The organism is Bradyrhizobium sp. SK17, assembly GCF_002831585.1.
GTDB lineage: Bacteria > Pseudomonadota > Alphaproteobacteria > Rhizobiales > Xanthobacteraceae > Bradyrhizobium.
In genome coordinates this window covers 197,606-215,061 of sequence record NZ_CP025113.1, presented here as the reverse complement: position 1 = coordinate 215,061, position 17,456 = coordinate 197,606, and the positions used below count along the sequence as shown (strand labels likewise).

General features: G+C 65.4%; 15 protein-coding genes, 1 tRNA gene and 1 riboswitch. Of the genes, 13 read left to right on the top strand and 3 right to left on the bottom strand.

Annotated features, from left to right (window positions below; all coding sequences use genetic code 11):
- The first annotated feature begins 15 nt into the window (after nt 1-15).
- A complete protein-coding gene (locus CWS35_RS01050; RefSeq protein WP_100950285.1) occupies nt 16-663 on the top strand; it encodes a glutathione S-transferase family protein in 648 nt (215 codons plus the stop codon).
- A 2-nt stretch (nt 664-665) separates the two neighbouring features.
- On the opposite strand, the gene CWS35_RS01045 is transcribed toward CWS35_RS01050, so the two are convergent.
- The 3 genes from CWS35_RS01045 to CWS35_RS01035 all read right to left on the bottom strand — a co-directional run bounded on the left by CWS35_RS01045 (nt 666) and on the right by CWS35_RS01035 (nt 3,969).
- Nucleotides 666-1,634: a tripartite tricarboxylate transporter substrate binding protein gene (locus CWS35_RS01045; protein WP_100955934.1), complete on the bottom strand. Its 969-nt coding sequence runs from the start codon at nt 1,632-1,634 to the stop codon at nt 666-668.
- A 99-nt stretch (nt 1,635-1,733) separates the two neighbouring features.
- The gene (hisN, locus tag CWS35_RS01040; protein ID WP_024584819.1) at nt 1,734-2,513 is read right to left on the bottom strand and encodes a histidinol-phosphatase; all 780 of its coding nucleotides are present in this window, start codon (nt 2,511-2,513) and stop codon (nt 1,734-1,736) included.
- Between the two features lie 568 nt (nt 2,514-3,081).
- Nucleotides 3,082-3,969, bottom strand: a complete 888-nt coding sequence (locus tag CWS35_RS01035) for an N-formylglutamate amidohydrolase (protein ID WP_024584820.1) — start codon at nt 3,967-3,969, stop codon at nt 3,082-3,084.
- 304 nt (nt 3,970-4,273) lie between these two features.
- On the opposite strand from CWS35_RS01035, the gene cpdR reads away from it, so the two are divergent.
- The 12 genes from cpdR to uca all read left to right on the top strand — a co-directional run bounded on the left by cpdR (nt 4,274) and on the right by uca (nt 17,371).
- The gene (gene cpdR, locus CWS35_RS01030) at nt 4,274-4,633 is read left to right on the top strand and encodes a cell cycle two-component system response regulator CpdR (protein WP_016843340.1); all 360 of its coding nucleotides are present in this window, start codon (nt 4,274-4,276) and stop codon (nt 4,631-4,633) included.
- A 79-nt stretch (nt 4,634-4,712) separates the two neighbouring features.
- A tRNA-Val gene (locus tag CWS35_RS01025) sits at nt 4,713-4,787 on the top strand.
- 646 nt (nt 4,788-5,433) lie between these two features.
- Nucleotides 5,434-6,306 (top strand): helix-turn-helix domain-containing protein, encoded by an 873-nt coding sequence (locus CWS35_RS01020; RefSeq protein ID WP_100950283.1) that lies wholly within the window; start codon nt 5,434-5,436, stop codon nt 6,304-6,306.
- A gap of 120 nt (nt 6,307-6,426) precedes the next feature.
- Nucleotides 6,427-7,623 (top strand): CaiB/BaiF CoA-transferase family protein, encoded by a 1,197-nt coding sequence (locus tag CWS35_RS01015; RefSeq protein ID WP_100950281.1) that lies wholly within the window; start codon nt 6,427-6,429, stop codon nt 7,621-7,623.
- A gap of 65 nt (nt 7,624-7,688) precedes the next feature.
- On the top strand, nt 7,689-8,432 hold the full coding sequence (locus CWS35_RS01010; protein WP_100950279.1) for an SDR family NAD(P)-dependent oxidoreductase: 744 nt from the start codon (nt 7,689-7,691) through the stop codon (nt 8,430-8,432).
- Between the two features lie 4 nt (nt 8,433-8,436).
- On the top strand, nt 8,437-9,081 hold the full coding sequence (locus CWS35_RS01005; RefSeq protein WP_024584824.1) for a glutathione S-transferase family protein: 645 nt from the start codon (nt 8,437-8,439) through the stop codon (nt 9,079-9,081).
- A gap of 309 nt (nt 9,082-9,390) precedes the next feature.
- Nucleotides 9,391-9,501, top strand: a riboswitch (guanidine-I (ykkC/yxkD leader).
- Nucleotides 9,502-9,579: 78 nt separating this feature from the next.
- Nucleotides 9,580-10,653 carry a putative urea ABC transporter substrate-binding protein gene (locus CWS35_RS01000; RefSeq protein WP_100950277.1) on the top strand — a complete coding sequence of 358 codons (1,074 nt, stop codon included), beginning with the start codon at nt 9,580-9,582 and terminating at the stop codon, nt 10,651-10,653.
- Between the two features lie 46 nt (nt 10,654-10,699).
- The gene (locus tag CWS35_RS00995; RefSeq protein WP_100950275.1) at nt 10,700-11,518 is read left to right on the top strand and encodes an ABC transporter permease; all 819 of its coding nucleotides are present in this window, start codon (nt 10,700-10,702) and stop codon (nt 11,516-11,518) included.
- Nucleotides 11,515-12,348 carry an ABC transporter ATP-binding protein gene (locus tag CWS35_RS00990; RefSeq protein WP_100950273.1) on the top strand — a complete coding sequence of 278 codons (834 nt, stop codon included), beginning with the start codon at nt 11,515-11,517 and terminating at the stop codon, nt 12,346-12,348. Before CWS35_RS00995 ends, CWS35_RS00990 begins: the two co-directional genes overlap by 4 nt.
- Nucleotides 12,345-13,190: an urea amidolyase associated protein UAAP1 gene (locus tag CWS35_RS00985; RefSeq protein WP_100950271.1), complete on the top strand. Its 846-nt coding sequence runs from the start codon at nt 12,345-12,347 to the stop codon at nt 13,188-13,190. Before CWS35_RS00990 ends, CWS35_RS00985 begins: the two co-directional genes overlap by 4 nt.
- Entirely contained in the window at nt 13,187-13,825 is a 639-nt protein-coding gene (locus CWS35_RS00980) for an urea amidolyase associated protein UAAP2 (RefSeq protein ID WP_100950269.1), read from the top strand. Before CWS35_RS00985 ends, CWS35_RS00980 begins: the two co-directional genes overlap by 4 nt.
- A 3-nt stretch (nt 13,826-13,828) precedes the next feature.
- Nucleotides 13,829-17,371 carry an urea carboxylase gene (gene uca / locus CWS35_RS00975; protein WP_100950267.1) on the top strand — a complete coding sequence of 1,181 codons (3,543 nt, stop codon included), beginning with the start codon at nt 13,829-13,831 and terminating at the stop codon, nt 17,369-17,371.
- Nucleotides 17,372-17,456 lie beyond the last annotated feature (85 nt).

Genomic DNA, 17,456 nt, shown 5'->3' with positions numbered 1-17,456 from the left:
AAGCGGGAGAGTGCCATGCTCAGGGTGTGGGGACGACGCAGCTCGTTCAACGTGCAGAAGGTGATGTGGCTGATCGGCGAGCTCGATCTGCCGCATCAGCACATCGATGCCGGCGGTGCATTCGGCGGGCTCGATGCGCCGGCGTTCCTGGCGATGAACCCGCATGGCCGCGTGCCCGTCATCAGGGATGACGACGCGACGGTCTGGGAATCCCACTCCATCCTGCGCTACCTCGCAGCACGCCATGGCAACGGTCGCTTCTGGTCCGACGATCCCGTCGTCCGGGCGCGGGTCGATGGCTGGATGGACTGGTCGCAGACCGCATTGCAGCCGGATTTTCTCGGCGGCGTGTTCTGGGGATTCTTCCGCACCCCCGAGGCGCAACGCAATTGGCCGGCGATCAAGACGGCGCTCGCCCGCTGTGAGCAGCATTTTGCCAAGCTCGAACGGCTGCTCGAAGCCAAACCTTTCCTGCTCGGCGAGACGCTGTCGCTCGCCGACATCACCGCGGGGACCTCGCTCTATCGTTATTTCGAGCTCGAGATCGAGCGGCCGGCGCTGCCGGCAGTCGAGCGCTGGTATCGGACGCTGCAACAGCGCCCGCCATTTCGCAAGCACGTCATGATCCCGTTCGAGGAACTGCGCGGACGGCTTGATTACTAATTCTACTTCGTCGTCACCACGCCGGCGTCCTGGATCACCTTCGCCCATTTCTTGATGTCGGCGGCGATGAAGTCGCGGAAATGCTCCGGCGTGTCGCCGACCAGCGTCAGGCCTTGCTCGGCGAGTTTTGCCTTGATCGCCGGATCGGCCATCGCCTCGGTGGCGATCCTGTTCAGCTTTGCGACGATTGCCGGCGGCGTTCGGGCAGGCGCGACCATGCCGTACCAGTTCTCGATGATCAGGTCGGGCATCCCGACCTCCGCCGTGGTCGGTACGTCGGGTGCGGTCGGCGCGCGTTCGCGGCCACCGAGTGCGATCGGCCGCAATGCGCCGGCCTTGATCTGCGGCAGGATCACCGGCAGGTCGAGGAAGGTCATCTGCACCTGCTGGCCCAAGAGATCGTTCACCGCCGGCGCCGCGCCGCGATAGGGTACGTGCAAGATGTCGATCTTCGCCGTCAGCTTGAACAGTTCGCAGGCCAGATGCGGCAGGCTGCCGGGGCCGGAGGAGGCGAAGTTGAGCTTGCCCGGCTGCGCCTTGGCGAGCGCGACCAGCTCGCTCATGTTCCTTGCGGGCACGTCGGTGGCGACGACCAGCGTCTCCGGCACGGTGGCGACCAGCGTCACCGGCGCGAGATCCCTCAACGTGTCGTAGCCGATCTTCTCCATGCTCGGGCTGATCGCCAGCGCGCCGGCGCTCGCGATCGCGACCGTGTAGCCGTCGGGCGCAGCCTTCGCGACCGCATCGGTGCCGAGCACGCCGCCCTGGCCGGCGCGGTTGTCGACGATGATCGGCTGCTTGGTCAGTTCGGACATCTTCTGTCCGATCACCCGCGCGATGATGTCGTTCGGCCCGCCCGGCGGGAACGGCACGATCAGCCGGATCGGCTTGGCCGGGAACTCCTGGGCGGATGTCGCAACGGGCGCGAGAAGCACGAGAAGGGTTGCCAACAGCCTGCCGCGCTTCGTCATGTCGCTCATCCCTGACGTTTCTGGTTGCGGTCAGGATGGGCGCAGATCGATCGCCCGGCAACTCAAGACATCAGGCCGCGGAGAGAGCGGGCTAGGGCATCACGCGTTGAGCAGCTTCATCGCGGCTTCGTGCACGCGCGGGTCGCCGGCTGCGACGATGCGGCCGCCGGCTTGCGCCGGCTTGCCGTCCCAGGTGGTGACGATGCCGCCGGCGCCAGTGACGATCGGGATCAGGCCGGCGATGTCGTAGGATTTCAGCCCGGTCTCGATCACGAGGTCGAGATGGCCGGCTGCCAGCATGCAATAGGAGTAGCAGTCGCCGCCGTAGCGCGACAGCCGCGCCGCATTCTCGACCCGGCCGTAGCGGGCACGGTCATCCGGATTCATCAGAAGCGGACTCGTGGTGAAGGTGGTCGCCTCCTTCAGCGAGGTGCAGCGCCGTACCGAGAGCCGCCGTCCGCCCGACGGCCCGGAATAGTTCGCCGAGCCGTTGTCGCCAGAGAAGCGCTCGCCGATATAGGGTTGGTGCATCATGCCGAATACCGGCGTACCTTTGTGCAGCAGCGCGATCAGCGTGCCCCAGATCGGAAAGCCGGCGATGAAGGACTTCGTGCCGTCGATCGGGTCGAGCACCCAGACATAGTCGGCATCCTCACGCTCATTGCCGAATTCCTCGCCGACGATGCCGTGCTGGGGAAAGTTCGACTTGATCAGCCGGCGCATCACCGCTTCTGCGGCCCGGTCGGCCTCGGTGACCGGATCGAAATCGTTCGAGCTCTTATTGTCGATCGAGAGCGAGGTCCGGAAGAACGGGAGGATGGTTTCACCGGATGCGGTCGCGAGGCGGCCGATGAAGGCGGTAAAGTCGATGACCGTCACGGCATGTCCCCGAACTGCGCAAACGGCGCGGTAGAAATTGGATGCACTCTTGCCTAGCTCAATCCGGTGCGGCGCGCACGATTAACGAAGTGTTATCCCAGCCTGATGACGTGGTTCCGGACTTTCGATTGGCTTCGGATTCGAAAGTCTCCCTGGCTCCGGACCGGATCACGAAGTCGCGAGTTCTGGTATACAAGCTATGCGCAAACCGCCATCTGATCTGGGTTTTTCCTGTAATTTACTGATTTTAAACAGGAAAAAATGAGGGCGTAGGCCTGTGGCAATTTCGACAGCCTACTAACAAATACGCAGGAAATGTTTCGAAAGTTCTTGCGTTTTGTGCAGCGCGGTCGCATATTGTTGCGGTGCGGTAGCGCCTCGCGCTATCGCTGCCCTCCTTGGGCGTTTCCTCCCTAGACTTGGGCCGCTTGTTCATTCAAGCGGCCCTTTTTTCTTGGGTCGTCATTCCCGCGAGTGAACTGCGAATCCAGTTTGAGCGCACCGCATCGCCAACTGCGAATTCTTGGTTCATGACTTCATCGGCATCACAGCGCCGAGAAAGAATTGCTTACTCCGCGGCGGCCTGGAACGGGCCAAGATCTCCGAACGGAATCTTCGCCAGCGCGTCCGCAAGCGTCGCGAAGTCGGCGGCGACCTGGGCGAAGCGCGGCCCGCGCTCGCGGCGGCGCTCGTCCATATAGACCGCCCGGTTGAGCTCGATCTGCACGGTGTGCAGGCCGCTCGCCGGATTGCCGTAATGCTCGGTGATGAAGCCGCCGGCATAGGGCTTGTTGCGGCCGATCGAATAGCCGAGCGAACCCATGATCTCCTCGACCAGATCGGGCAGCAGCGGCGCGCAGCTCGTTCCGTAGCGGTCGCCGATCACGATGTCGGGCCGGCGCGGCTCGTCGCGCGACACGCCGATCGACGGCATCGAATGGCAGTCGACCAGGATCACGGTCCCGAACGCCTGGTGCGCCTTGTTGATCAGCCGGCGCAGCGCGCGGTGATAGGGCTTGTAGAGCACCTCGATCCGCCGCAGCGCCTCGTCGACGTCGAGCCGCTCGCGATAGATCTCCTGGCCGTCACCGACCACGCGCGGGATGGTGCCAAGGCCACCGGCCACCCGCATCGAACGCGTATTGGCAAAGCTCGGCAGCCGGCCGGTGAACATCCGCGGGTCGAGCTCATAGGGCTCGCGGTTCACGTCGACATAGGAACGCGGGAAGTTGACCCGGACGATTGGAAAGCCGCGACCGCTGACGCCCGCGATCAACTCGTCCATGAAGGAATCTTCGGAGCGGCGCAGCGAGGTCACATCGATTCGCGACGCTTCGAGGAACTCGGCCGGATAGACCGAGCCCGAATGCGGGGAATTGAAGATGATCGGCGCGCGCCAAGTCTGCGGCTCAACGATCTCGAACGGGGGCGACAATTCGCCAGCAAATTCGGTCATTCCCTTGGCGCCGTCCCTTGCGTCCGCCTCGCCCCGCAAGAACTGATTCTGCCGGAAAAGCGGAGATTTATGGGCACGCATTGTCGGTAATCGCGATCATTCTGCCAAGTGAAAAGAGAGCAGTTTCGGCTGGAACGCGTCTTAAGCGCAGGAAATGCCGCAGCCGGTGGCCTGGACGCATGGTCAGGTCCACAAATAGGTGGTGCCGGCTGCCGCTGGCTTGATATAAATTTCACCCGAAATTTACCGACTGTCGGGCTTACTGTTCGGACCGATCCTCCAGCCGGATTCGACGATTCCTGCCATGCCGAAAATCCTCCTCGCCGAAGACGACACCGATATGCGCCGCTTCCTGGTCAAGGCGCTCGAAAACGCGGGCTTCAAGGTCTCGCCGCACGACAATGGCATGTCGGCCTACCAGCGGCTGCGCGAGGAGCCGTTCGAAATGCTGCTCACCGACATCGTGATGCCCGAGATGGACGGCATCGAATTGGCGCGCCGGGCCTCGGAACTCGACCCCGATATCAAGATCATGTTCATCACGGGCTTCGCCGCGGTGGCCCTGAATTCCGATTCGGAGGCGCCGAAAAACGCCAAGGTGCTGGCCAAGCCGGTGCACCTCAGGGAATTGGTCAGCGAAGTGAACAAGTTGCTGGCGGCCTGATTCGCCAAAAAACCTTCACTTTGTATCCTTGCCTGCCCCGCCGGTGTCCGTTATAGGGACCCGATCCAAACATGGCTTTGGGTGCGTAGCTCAGCGGGAGAGCACTACCTTGACATGGTAGGGGTCACAGGTTCGATCCCTGTCGCACCCACCACGCTTCGCCCTGACGGGCTTCGCGTGGCGCAGCCACGCCGGAGACCGCCAGCGAAGCGTGTCCGGCGTAGCTTGAACGAAGTGAAAGCGTAGACCGACGATGACCGAAGCCCAACCGGCGTAGGCGGGCCTTTGGCCGCGAGCTTCGGCTCGGCAAGCCGCGCTTCGTCGTGGCGAGGCGGCCGATTTCAGCTTCAACCTGTCAAACGGCTTGTTCGGTGTCATCACCCGCACAGGCATGCGCGGGTGACAGCGTGGTTAGGGACGCAGCTTCGCATTCTCGCGACATGCGATGGTGGCTTGACGCATTTCTGCTGAGGCCCGTCGGGCAAATCGGTGGCTCGACATGTCTCCCGCCGGTTCGTGTCGGGCAGCGTGCCGCCCTCGTGTACGTCACATGATGAGCCATCATGACCTGCGAGGTCACGGCGTTCATATGCCGCCGTGCCCGAAAATACCGGCGCCTCGCGTCGTACGCGCATGTCCGTGGATTGCATTCAGGTCGCATATGCCGTGATCGGGCTCGCGCCGCTGCTCGCTGCCCTAACATCTGCGCGACCGGCCAACAAAGGGCTGGATTTCCACCTCCTGATCGTCAATTCTGATTTGGAACTTACCATCCGTGCCAAACGCGGAGGAGATGTCCCATGGAGGAAGCGCGTCCGGAGCGGTTTGTCCGCCAGGTCGGCGGTGAGCTGGTGTCTTCCGTCATCGCGCGGTCGAGGCCGATCAGGGTCGAGCTGCTCAGCCGCACCTCGCGGCCGCGCATGAACTGGCACTTCTGCCAGCCCGAGCTGACCTTGTTCTGGTTCGGCAAGGGCTGTCCGCGTTTGCGGGCCAGGATCGACGGCCGGCCTGTCGAATATCAGTTCTCGGACGCAGCCAGCCTCGCACTGTTTCCTGCCGGCACGGAGATCGAAGGGGAATGGTCGGTCGAGCCGGCGTTCGACTATACGGTGGTCTTCCTCGATCCGAAGTTCGTCGCGCGGCGTCTCCATGGCCTGATCGAACGGCCGGCGATCGCATTCCGCCACGACCAGCTTGCCCGCGGCCTGGTCGAACTGGGCCAGGAAGCCACCACGCCGGACAATCTGTTCGATCTGTTCGCCGAGGGCTGGGCCAGCCAGGCGCTCGCCCATATGGCACGGCTGTCGCGCGGCGCCGAACCAGCGAAGCCGGTCAGCCGCGGCGGATTGCCGGCGCAGAAGCTGCGCAGGATCGAGGAGTTCGTCCGGGCGAATCTCGACGAGACGATTTCGCTGTCGGCGCTGTCGGATGTTGCCGGCCTCAGCCAGCGGCATTTCCTGCGCGCCTTCCAGGAAAGCACGGGCACCAGCCCGCATCGCTATGTGCTCGGCCTGCGCATCGAAGCGGCCAAGCGCAGCCTGAGCGAGACCGACGAGAGTGTGACCAGCATCGCGCTGGCATCGGGCTTCAGCCACGCCCAGCATTTCTCATCGACGTTCCGGCAGGCCACCGGCATCAGCCCGTCGCTGTTCCGGCAGCAGCGCCGGGCCTGAGTTTCGACGCTTTTTTGCAAGTCGCGGCGGTTTCCCGCAAGCGCGCGGGGTTGCTCCGTCGTAAGCCGGCGATGCGCACAAGGTTTGATCGCGTTCGCGAACTGGAGAAGGAAGCAAGGCATGTCAGGACCATTGGCGGGAGTTCGCGTACTCGATCTGACCGGCGTGGTCTCGGGCCCGTTCGCGACCATGTTCCTGGCCGACCAGGGCGCCGATGTGCTGAAGGTCGAGCCGATCGGCGGCGACATCACCCGACGCAGCCGCGCCAATGTCGACAAGACCGGCGAATTCTCGGCGCTGTTCATCTCGTCGAACCGCGGCAAGCGCTCGCTCTCGATCGACATGAAGACCGATGCCGGGCGGGACGTGCTGGGCAAGCTGGTGCAGCAGTCCGACGTGCTGGTGCAGAATTTCCGGCCCGGCACGATGGAGCGGCTCGGGCTCGGCCCGAACGAGGTGCGCAGGAAGAATCCGCGGTTGATCTATGTCTCGATCAGCGGGGTCGGCGAGGATGGGCCTTACGCCAAGAAGCGGGTGTACGATCCGATCGTGCAGGCGCTGTCAGGTTTCTGCGATATCCAGGCGCAGCCGGTGACCAACCGGCCGCAGATGATCCGCACCATCGTCGCCGACAAGACCACGGCGGTCTATGCCGCGCAGGCGATCACGGCGGCGCTGTATGCCCGCGAGAAGTCCGGCCGCGGCCAGCATATCCAGGTGGCGATGCTCGATGCGATGATCGCCTATCTGTGGCCGGAAGGCATGATGCAATACACCGTGGTCGGCCGCGAGCAGGCGACGGCCGATCCGAACGACCGTCCCGATCTCGTGTTCCAGACCTCGGACGGCTACCTGACCTGCGGCACGATCTCGGATTCCGAATGGCAGGGCTTCTGCAAGGCGACCGGCGATCCGGAACTCGCCAGGGATGAGCGGTTCGCGACGCCCGCCTCGCGTTCGGTCAATGCGACCGCGCGCATCAACAGGATGCAGGACTATATCCGCCAGCACACCACCGCCGAATGGCTGGCGCGGCTCGATGCGGCCGACGTGCCGTGCGCGCCGATCCTGCGGCGCGGCGAGATCATCGCCAACGAGCAGGTCGTCGCCCGCGGCCTGATCGCCGAGCTGGAGCAGCCCGGCGTCGGCACGGTGCGGCAGCCGAAGCCCGCGGCGCGTTTCGAGGTCGATGCGGCCGCGATCGGCGGTCCGGCCCCGCGCATCGGCCAGCACACGAGAGAAGTGCTGCGCGATCTTGGCTACGCCGATGCCGCGATCGAAGAGATGATCGCGCAGAAGGCCGTGCGCGCGGTCTGAGCAGCCGCGCCGCGCGACGTTCGCCAGTCCTGACCTGAAGTACCGCCGTCGGTGGGAGATGTCCTATGTCCGAGAACAACAAGACTGCATTATTGGTTGGCGCCGGCGATGCGATCGGCGCCGCGGTGGCGCGGCGGTTTGCCGCCGGCGGCTACTCCGTCTGCATCGCGCGGCGCGATCCCGCGAAATCGAGCGAACTCGTGGAGGAGCTGACGCGCGCCGGCGGCAAGGTGCACGCCTTCGCCGTCGATGCGCGGCGCGAGGCTGAGGTGCAGGAGCTGTGCGAGCGGGTCGAGCGCGAGATCGGGCCGATCGAGGTATGCCTGTTCAATGCCGGCTCGAACGTCAAGAAGGAGCTGCACGAGACCAGCGAAAAGCTGTTCTTCAAGGCCTGGGAGCTCGCCTGCCTCGCCGGCTTCCTGGTCGGGCGCGAGGCGACGCGGCACATGCTGCGGCGTGGCCGCGGCACCATGCTGTTCACCGGCGCGACCGCGAGCGTGCGTGGCGGCAGCGGCTTCGCGGCGTTCGCGTCCGCCAAGTTCGGCCTGCGCGCGGTCGCCCAGGCGATGGCGCGCGAGCTCGGGCCGAAGAACATCCATGTCGCCCATCTCCTGATCGACGCCGGTGTCGACAGCCCGGCGATCCACCAGCGGATGAAGGCCGCCACCGGCGTCGAGGCTTCCGATATCCCGCCGGATTCGCTGACGCGGACGTCCTCGATCGCCGAGGCCTATTGGTTCCTGCACCAGCAAAGCCGCGACGGCTGGAGCCACGAGCTCGATCTGCGTCCCTCGGTCGAGAAGTGGTGACGCCATGCCGGAAACCTTGACGCTGTGGGGCGTGGGGACATCGCGGACCATCCGCGCCCACTGGGCGCTGCACGAACTCGGGCTCGACTATCGTTGCAAGCCGATCCTGCCGCGCTCGGGCGAGACCAAGACCGCGGAATACACCCAGCTCAATCCGCGGCAGAAGATTCCGCTGTTGCAAGACGGCGACTTCACGATCGGGGAGAGCGCTGCGATCGTCGCCTATCTGGCGCGCACCTATTCCAACCCCGATGTCACGCTGGTGCCGGCCGGGCCGCGCGATTTCGCGCGGTGGCTGGAATGGTGCTTCTTCATCGTGGCCGAGCTCGACTCCACCAGCCTCTATGTGATGCGCAGACACGGCCTCAAGGGCCTCGCGCATATCTACGGCCACGCGCCCGAAGTGGTCGGGCAGGCCGCGGAGTATTTCCGCCAGCAGCTCAGGCATGTCGAAGTGGCGCTGTCGGATGGCCGCAAATACCTGATGGGCGATCAGTTCACCAGCGCCGACATCCTGCTCGCGACCTGCCTGGTGTGGGCGATCGACTATAACGTCGGCGTCTGCGACGTCGCGACGCCGTATCTCGACCGCGTCACGGCACGGCCGGCCTACAAGGAAAGCGTCGCGGTCAACACGGTGAAGGTTTGAAGATCTTACGGCTCTAAGGCCGAGTCCGCTTAGGGCCGCCAACCTCGCTTGCCGGCGCCAAGCCGAAGCGGCCATGCAGGCCGCGCCAGAGGCCGCCGCACAGGGTACTCAACAGCTTGCGCATCGGACTCCCCTCGGCGTTTGCGTTCTGCCGATCCTGCTGACGCCGGCGGCGAAAGGACAGAGCCAATTCTGGGCAGGGCTGCGCAGTTTTTGAGCAGGGTGCCGTCGTGGTCCGGCACGGCATCCCGGAAAATCTCATCAGATTCAACTGCCGGCGTGATGGCACAGCTCGTGCATCACAGGCATCGAGTTGGCCGCTAGGGTTCCGACCTTGCCACGCAAGGTGCTGGTCCGAGAGCAGCCGCTTGCGGGGGAGACATCCCCGCAGGTGCACGGCGGGATAAAAGCCCGGGAGACCTCGTCAGCCAAGGGATTGGCGGAGCGATGGTCTTTTCGCCAGTCCCTTTTTGTGAAGTTTCGCAAGAGGGATCGGCAATGAACAAATTCGTTTTCTTCCTTCGCTCTGTTGTGATCGGCTGCGCGATCGTGCTCGCAGCCGCGCCTGCCGCCGACGCCGCACCGAAGAAGAATTTCAAGGTCGCCTGGTCGATCTATGTCGGGTGGATGCCGTGGGGCTACGCGGCCGACACCGGCATCGTCAAGAAGTGGGCCGACAAATACGGCATCACGATCGAGGTCAAGCAGTTCAACGACTACGTCGAATCGATCAATCAGTACACCGCCGGCGGTTACGACGCCGTCACCATCACCAACATGGACGCGCTGTCGATTCCCGCCGCCGGCGGCGTCGACACCACGGCGGTCGTGATGGGCGACTTCTCCAACGGCAACGACGCCGTGATCCTGAAGAACAAGGCCGACCTCGCTGCCATCAAGGGACAGTCGGTCAATCTGGTCGAGTTCTCGGTATCGCATTATCTGCTGGCGCGCGCGCTCGAGACCTCCAAGCTGAGCGAGAAGGACGTCAAGGTCGTCAACACGTCAGATGCCGATATCGCCGCCGCCTACAAGACGGCGGACGTCAGCGCGGTGGTGACCTGGAATCCGATCGTGACCGAAATCCTCGGCTCGCCCGACGCCAGGAAGGTGTTCGATTCCTCGCAGATCCCCGGCGAGATCATGGACCTGATGGTGGTGAACACCGCGGTCGCCAAGGACAATCCGGATTTTGCCAAGGCGCTGGTCGGCATCTGGTACGAGACGATCGCCAAGATGACCGCCAACGATCCGGCAGCGAAGGCCGCCAAGGAGGCAATGGCGAAGGCCTCCGGCACCGATCTCGCCGGTTTCGATAGCCAGCTCTCGACCACCAAGCTGTTCGACAAGGCAACCGACGCCGAGGCCTTCACGCGCAGCAAGACGGTTGGCACGACGATGGACCGCGTCCGCAAATTCCTTTTCGAGAAGGACCTGCTCGGCAAGGGCGCGAAATCGGCCGACGCCGTCGGCATCGAGCTCGCCGACAAGTCGGTGCTGGGCGACAAGGCGAACGTCAAGCTGCGCTTCGATCCGACCTACATGGACGAGGCCGCCAAAGGCAAGCTCTGAACGCAAGCCCCGACGCCACGGCGCGATCTCCAGGCAGGAGCCGACGATGCGACTTGTGAACATACGGCCGGGACGGCAGACGCGATTCTATCTTCTCGCGCTGCCGTTCCTGTTGGTCGCAATCGCCTATTTCGCCGGCTCCAGCGCACGGCTCGCGCAGAATCCGAACGACAAGCTGCTGCCGGCGCTGCCGAGCATGGTGCAGGCCGTCAAGCAGATGGCGTTCGAGGTCGATCCGCGCACCGGCAGCTATCTGATGCTGTCGGACACGGTCGCGAGCCTCGGGCGATTGGGATCGGCGCTGGCAATCTCGACGGTGGCGGCGCTGGTGCTCGGCATCGTGATCGGACTGCTGCCGGGCGCCAATGCCCTGCTCGGGCCGTTCGTGTCGGTGACGTCGATGGTACCGCCGCTGACGCTGCTGCCGATCCTGTTCATCGTGATGGGGTTAGGGGAGAATTCCAAGATCGCGTTGATCGTGATCGGGACCTTGCCCTGCATGGTCCGTGACCTCGCCATGAAAGTGCAGGAGCTGCCGCGCGAGCAGATCGTCAAGGCGCAGACGCTCGGCGCCTCGACCTGGCAGATCGCGCTGCGGGTCGCGATGCCGCAGACCCTGCCGCGCCTGATCGACGTGCTGCGGCTGCAACTCGGCCCGGCGTGGCTGTTCCTGATCGCGGCCGAGGCGATCGCCTCGGATTCCGGGCTCGGCTACCGGATCTTCCTGGTGCGCCGCTATCTCGCGATGGACGTCATCATCCCCTACGTCGCCTGGATCACGCTGCTCGCGTTCCTGATCGATGTTGGCCTGCGCGCCACGCAGCGCAAGCTGTTTCCCTGGTTTGCCTCGGTGAGGGCGGAATGAGCGCGATCCGGTTCGATGACGTCTGGAAGGAATATGGCGACCACATCGTGCTGGAGCGCATCACGATGGAGGTCGAGCCGCGCGCGTTCATCGCGTTGGTCGGTCCGTCCGGCTGCGGCAAGACCACGCTGCTCAGAATGCTGCTCGGCGAGGAGCAGCCGAGCCGCGGGCAGATTTTGGTCGACGGCAAGCCGTTGCCCGGCGAGCCGGACGCCGACCGCGGCGTGGTGTTTCAACGTTACTCGGTGTTTCCGCATCTCACGGTGTTGCAGAACGTCATGCTCGGGCGTGAGCTGCGCGACGCCAAATTGATCGGCCGGCTGTTCGGCGCGGCGCGCCGCGCCGCGGCCGACGATGCGATGAAGCTGCTCGCCGAGGTCGGACTTGCCGGCCAGGAGGGCAAATATCCGTCCGCGCTGTCGGGCGGCATGCAGCAGCGCCTTGCGCTCGCGCAGGCGATCATGCGCGGGCCGAAAATCCTGCTGCTCGACGAGCCGTTCGGCGCGCTCGATCCGGGCATCCGCGCCGACATCCATGTGCTGATGAAGCGGCTGTGGAACGAGACGAACCTCACTGTCGTAATGGTCACGCACGATCTCAGCGAGGCGTTCGGGCTCGCGACGCGGGTGATCGCGCTGGAGCGGTCGCGCAACCGGCCCGAGGAGCGCGAGCGCTACGGCGCCACGGTGTCGCGCGATCTCGAGATATTCCCGCGCCGGAGCGCCGAGCCGCGCGGGACCATTCAACCGGCTCCGATCGGGACGACCCGGTCAGGCAAGGAGCATCAGCCGGGACGGCCCGGCGCTCTCGTCTTGAAGGAGCAACCATGATCCTCACAGAGGAACAGAAGGCCGAGGTCGCGGCGCACACCCGGCGCTACAACGAACTGAAGGCCGCAGGCCAGGAGCATGCGCCGCGCGCGCTGCCGGCACCGACGGCGCGCGACGCCGCACCGATCGCCGCTGATGCGATCATCCATCGCGAGGTGATTCCAGCCGGCTGGTACTGGACCACGCGGCTCAATCGCGGCGATACGCTGCGCATCGTCAACACATCGGGGGCGTCGACCGTCAGCCTGCTCGCCTGGAATGCGGCCGATACCACTGAACGGCTGAACCACGCCGACACCATCAAGGTGCAATGGGCGGCGCGGCTGCAGAAGGGCCGCGTGCTGCTGTCCGACATGGGCCGCGCGCTGCTCGGCATCACCGAGGACACCAGCGCGGCGCATGACGCGGTGGTGGGTGGCTCGACGGCCGCGACCAACCAGGTGAAATACGGTGACGGCAATTTCCGCAACACCCGCGACAACTTCATTCTCGCGGCAAACAAGCTCGGGCTCGACCGCCGCGACGTCCATCCCTGTGTCAGCTTCTTTGCGCCGGTCGCCATCGACGCGGATGGAAAGTTTGTCTGGTCGGCGCCGCGCCGCGCCAAGGACGACTTCGTCGATCTGCGCGCCGAGATGGACCTGTTGATCGCGCTGTCGAACTGCCCGCATCCGCTCGATCCCGCAGAGCGCTATCCGCAGGGCAGCGTCGAGATCGTGCGCTATCACGCGGCCAGGCCCGCGGCCGACGATCTGTGCCGGACCGCGACCGCGGAAGCAATTCGCGCCTTCGAGAACAACGCGCTGTATTTCGGCGAGACTAGCGAAGGAGCGGTGCAATGAACGCGCAGGCAGCTCGGGCCGGCGCCCGCATCGTCCTCGATGTCGAAATCCCCGCGCGCAAGCCATGGTCGGCGATCGTCCGCAAAGGACAGACGCTGCGGATCACCGACACGCATGGCCAGCAGGCCGTCGACACGCTGTTCTATTGCGCCAGTGATCTCGGCGAGCGCTACAGCGGCCAGGACACGCTGCGCGCGCAGGGCTCGGCCTATGTCGGGCTCGGCACGAATATCATGTCCAATGAGGGCCGCGTGATGCTGCGCGTCACCGCCGACAGTTGCGGCCTGCACGACACCTCGGCGGGTGCCTGCTCCTGCGAGAGCAACACCGTGCGGTTCGGGCACCAGACCCGCTACCAGCACGCCTGCCGCGAGAATTTCGTGATCGAGGCCGCGAAATATGGCCTGTCGAAGCGCGACATCGTGCCCAACCTCAACTTCTTCATGAACGTGCCGATCGACACCGCCGGCAATTTCACCGTGGTCGACGGCGTCTCGAGGCCTGGCGACGCCATCGAGCTGGTGGCCGAGATGGACGTGCTGTGCCTGATCTCGAACTGCCCGCAGATCAACAATCCCTGCAACGGTTTCTTCCCGACGCCGGTGCAGGTCACGATCTTCGAGCCGGAGGCGTGAGGCATGTTCAGCAAGGTCTTGATTGCCAACCGCGGCGAGATCGCCGGGCGGATCGGCGAAACATTGCGCCGTATGGGCATCGCTTCGGTCGCGATCTACTCCGACGCCGACCGCTTCACCCGGCCGGTGCTCGCGGCCGACGAGGCGGTGCGGATCGGTCCGGCGCCGGCGGCCGAGAGCTATCTCAACGTCGATGCGATCATGGCGGCATGCCTTGCGACCGGCGCGCAGGCGGTGCATCCCGGCTACGGCTTCCTGTCGGAGAATCGCCGTTTCGCTGAGCGGCTCGCCGAACACGGCATCGCCTTCATCGGGCCGCGGCCGGAGCATCTCGACGCCTTCGGCCTCAAGCACAGGGCACGCGAGCTCGCCGAGCGCAGCGGCGTGCCGCTGCTGCCGGGCTCCGGCCTGCTGGAGACCATCGACGAGGCGGTGCGCGAGGCCGAGCGGATCGGCTTTCCGGTGATGCTGAAGAGCACGGCGGGCGGCGGCGGCATCGGCATGCAGCTCTGCCACGACATGGCGACGCTGCGCGAGCGCTTTGCCTCAGTGCAACGCACGGCGCGCGCCAGTTTCGGTGATGCGCGGGTCTATCTGGAGCGGTTCGTCGCCCGCGCCCGCCACATCGAGGTGCAGATCTTCGGCAACGGCAAGGGCGACGTCGTCGCGCTCGGAGAGCGCGACTGCTCGCTGCAACGGCGCAACCAGAAGGTCTTCGAGGAGACGCCCGCGCCGGGGCTTTCTGCCGAGACCCGCGGGCGTCTCCATGCGGCCGCGGTGGCACTCGGCAAGGCGGTCGCCTACGAATCCGCTGGCACGGTCGAGTTCATCTACGACGTCGCACGCGCGGATTTCTACTTCCTCGAGGTGAATACGCGCTTGCAGGTCGAGCACCCCATCACCGAGCAGGTCACCGGCGTCGATCTCGTCGAATGGATGATCCGGCAAGCCGCCGGTGAGGACGTTTTGGGTGCCGCGGGCGCGCTTGCGCCCAAGGGCGCGGCGATCGAGGTGCGGCTCTATGCCGAGAATCCGGGCGCGGGCTTCCGTCCGAGCGCGGGCCGGCTGACGCAGGTGAGGTTTTCGCCGGATGCGCGAATCGACGGCTGGATCGAGACCGGCACCGAGGTGACGCCGTTCTACGATCCGATGCTGGCCAAGATCATCGTGTCGGCCGAGACGCGCGAGGCTGCCATCGCGCGGTTGTCGCAGGCGCTCGATGACACGGTCGTGGCCGGCATCGAGACCAATCTCGATTATCTGCGCGCCATCGCCGCATCCGACGTGTTCCGCAGCGGGCAGGTCGCGACCAGTGTGCTCGGCGAATTCGCCTATCGCCCGCGCACCATCGATGTCGTCGCACCCGGTGCGCAAAGCGGCGTACAGGAATTGCCCGGCCGGCTGCATCTCTGGCATGTCGGCGTGCCGCCGAGCGGCCCGATGGACGAGCGGTCGTTCCGGCTTGCCAACCGCATGGTCGGCAACCCGGAGACGACGACCGCGCTGGAGCTGACGGTCAACGGGCCGACCTTGCGCTTCAACACCGACGCGATCGTCGCTCTCTCGGGTGCGCAGATGAAGGCGTCACTCGACGGTATCGAGGTTGCGTACAACGAGCCGGTCGCGGTGCGTGCCGGCCAGACGCTCACGATCGGCAGCATCAAGGGGCCAGGGCAGCGCAGCTATCTCGCCGTCCGCGGCGGCTTCGACGTGCCGGAAATTCTCGGCTCGCGCGCCGTGTTCGCACTCGGCGCGTTCGGCGGTCATGCGACGGGCTCGCTGAAGGCCGGGGATGTGCTGCATATCGGCGCGCAATCATCCGGCCTGGCAACGCCGCGGCACGCCACGGAGGACGAACAGCCGCAGCTCACATCGGCGTGGCAGATCGGCGTGGTCTACGGTCCGCACGGCGCGCCGGACTTCTTCCTCGACGAGGACATCGAAACGCTGTTTGCGTCGGATTACGAGGTGCACTTCAACAGCGCCCGCACCGGCGTGCGGCTGATCGGTCCGAAGCCCGGCTGGGCGCGTGCCGACGGCGGCGAGGCCGGGCTGCATCCGTCCAACATCCACGACAACGCCTATGCGGTTGGCTCGATCGACTTCACCGGCGACATGCCGATCATCCTCGGCCCCGATGGGCCGAGCCTCGGCGGCTTCGTCTGCCCTGCGGTGGTCGCGCGTGACGAGCTCTGGAAAGTCGGCCAGCTCAGGCCGGGTGACACCGTGCGCTTCGTGCCGGTGAAACGCGATGATCCGGCTGCGGGTCCCACGGTGCTGAAGGCGCCTGAACTCGGTTCGGCCATCGTCGGGCGCAATGAAGACGGCCCGATTCCGGTGGTGTATCGCCGCGCCGGCGACGACAATCTCCTGGTCGAATATGGCCCGATGGAGCTCGATATCGCGTTGCGGCTGCGCGTCCATGTGCTGGCGCAGGCGCTGGAGGACGCGAAGCTCGGCGGCCTGATCGACCTGACGCCCGGCATCCGTTCGTTGCAGATCCATTATGACGGCACGGCGCTGTCGCGCGCAAAGCTGCTCGACGTCCTCGGGCGGATCGAACGCGAACTGCCTGACGTCGATGCGATGCGGGTGCCGAGCCGCACCGTGCACCTGCCGCTGTCGTGGCGCGACCCAGAGGCGGAGCTCGCGATGCGCAAATACCAGGAACTGGTGCGCGCGGATGCGCCGTGGTGCCCGTCGAATGTCGAGTTCATCCGGCGTATCAACGGGCTCGGCAGCGAGGACGATGTCCGCCGCATCGTGTTCGACGCCGATTATTTCGTGCTCGGCCTCGGCGACGTCTATCTCGGCGCGCCGGTGGCGACCCCGCTCGATCCGCGGCATCGCCTGGTGACCACGAAGTACAATCCGGCGCGGACCTGGACCCCGGAGAACGCGGTCGGCATCGGCGGCGCCTATTTGTGCATCTACGGCATGGAAGGGCCGGGCGGCTACCAACTGTTCGGCCGCACCATCCAGGTCTGGAATAGCTGGCGCACGACGAAAGTGTTCGAGCCCGGCCATCCCTGGCTGCTGCGGTTCTTCGACAAGATCCGCTTCTTCCCGGTCGACGCCGACGAACTGCTCGACGCCCGCGCCGCATTCCCGCACGGGCAGTGCGACATCAGGATCGAGCAGGGCGAGTTCTCCTACGCCGACTATGCGAAGACATTGACCGCGGCGCAGCCGTCGATCGCCGCGTTCAAGGCAACGCAGCAAGCCGCATTCGATGCCGAGCGCCAGCGCTGGCGCGAGATGAAGCTCGACGAGACGCCGGCGGAGACGATTGATGCGGGCGTTGCCACGACAGGAATTCCAGACGGCCAGATCGGCGCCTTCTCCGAAGTGCCGGGCAACATCTGGAAGGTCCTGGCCGAGGAGGGCGCCAAGGTCGCGGCCGGCGACGTGCTTGCGATCATCGAGTCCATAAAGATGGAAATCTCGGTGCTCGCGCCGGTGGCCGGCCGCATCGCATCGGTGCCGGTGAAGCCGGGCCAGACCTTGCGTGCGGGGGATGTGGTCGCCCTGATCGGGCCGGAGTAAGCGGCGCGCGGGTCACGTCGCTGCTGCGGTGACGTCCGGCTGCGTGTCACCCGGCCGGCCGAGCGAGGCACCGTCGACCGTGGCC

Bases quoted from the DNA above. Each gene is read 5' to 3' on its own strand.
- CWS35_RS01050 (WP_100950285.1), top strand. From the start codon at position 16: ATGCTCAGGGTGTGGGGACGACGCAGCTCGTTCAACGTGCAGAAGGTG.
- CWS35_RS01045 (WP_100955934.1), bottom strand. From the start codon at position 1,634: ATGACGAAGCGCGGCAGGCTGTTGGCAACCCTTCTCGTGCTTCTCGCG.
- CWS35_RS01035 (WP_024584820.1), bottom strand. From the start codon at position 3,969: ATGACCGAATTTGCTGGCGAATTGTCGCCCCCGTTCGAGATCGTTGAG.
- cpdR (WP_016843340.1), top strand. From the start codon at position 4,274: ATGCCGAAAATCCTCCTCGCCGAAGACGACACCGATATGCGCCGCTTC.
- CWS35_RS01020 (WP_100950283.1), top strand. From the start codon at position 5,434: ATGGAGGAAGCGCGTCCGGAGCGGTTTGTCCGCCAGGTCGGCGGTGAG.
- CWS35_RS01015 (WP_100950281.1), top strand. From the start codon at position 6,427: ATGTCAGGACCATTGGCGGGAGTTCGCGTACTCGATCTGACCGGCGTG.
- CWS35_RS01010 (WP_100950279.1), top strand. From the start codon at position 7,689: ATGTCCGAGAACAACAAGACTGCATTATTGGTTGGCGCCGGCGATGCG.
- CWS35_RS01005 (WP_024584824.1), top strand. From the start codon at position 8,437: ATGCCGGAAACCTTGACGCTGTGGGGCGTGGGGACATCGCGGACCATC.
- CWS35_RS01000 (WP_100950277.1), top strand. From the start codon at position 9,580: ATGAACAAATTCGTTTTCTTCCTTCGCTCTGTTGTGATCGGCTGCGCG.
- CWS35_RS00995 (WP_100950275.1), top strand. From the start codon at position 10,700: ATGCGACTTGTGAACATACGGCCGGGACGGCAGACGCGATTCTATCTT.
- CWS35_RS00990 (WP_100950273.1), top strand. From the start codon at position 11,515: ATGAGCGCGATCCGGTTCGATGACGTCTGGAAGGAATATGGCGACCAC.
- CWS35_RS00985 (WP_100950271.1), top strand. From the start codon at position 12,345: ATGATCCTCACAGAGGAACAGAAGGCCGAGGTCGCGGCGCACACCCGG.
- CWS35_RS00980 (WP_100950269.1), top strand. From the start codon at position 13,187: ATGAACGCGCAGGCAGCTCGGGCCGGCGCCCGCATCGTCCTCGATGTC.
- uca (WP_100950267.1), top strand. From the start codon at position 13,829: ATGTTCAGCAAGGTCTTGATTGCCAACCGCGGCGAGATCGCCGGGCGG.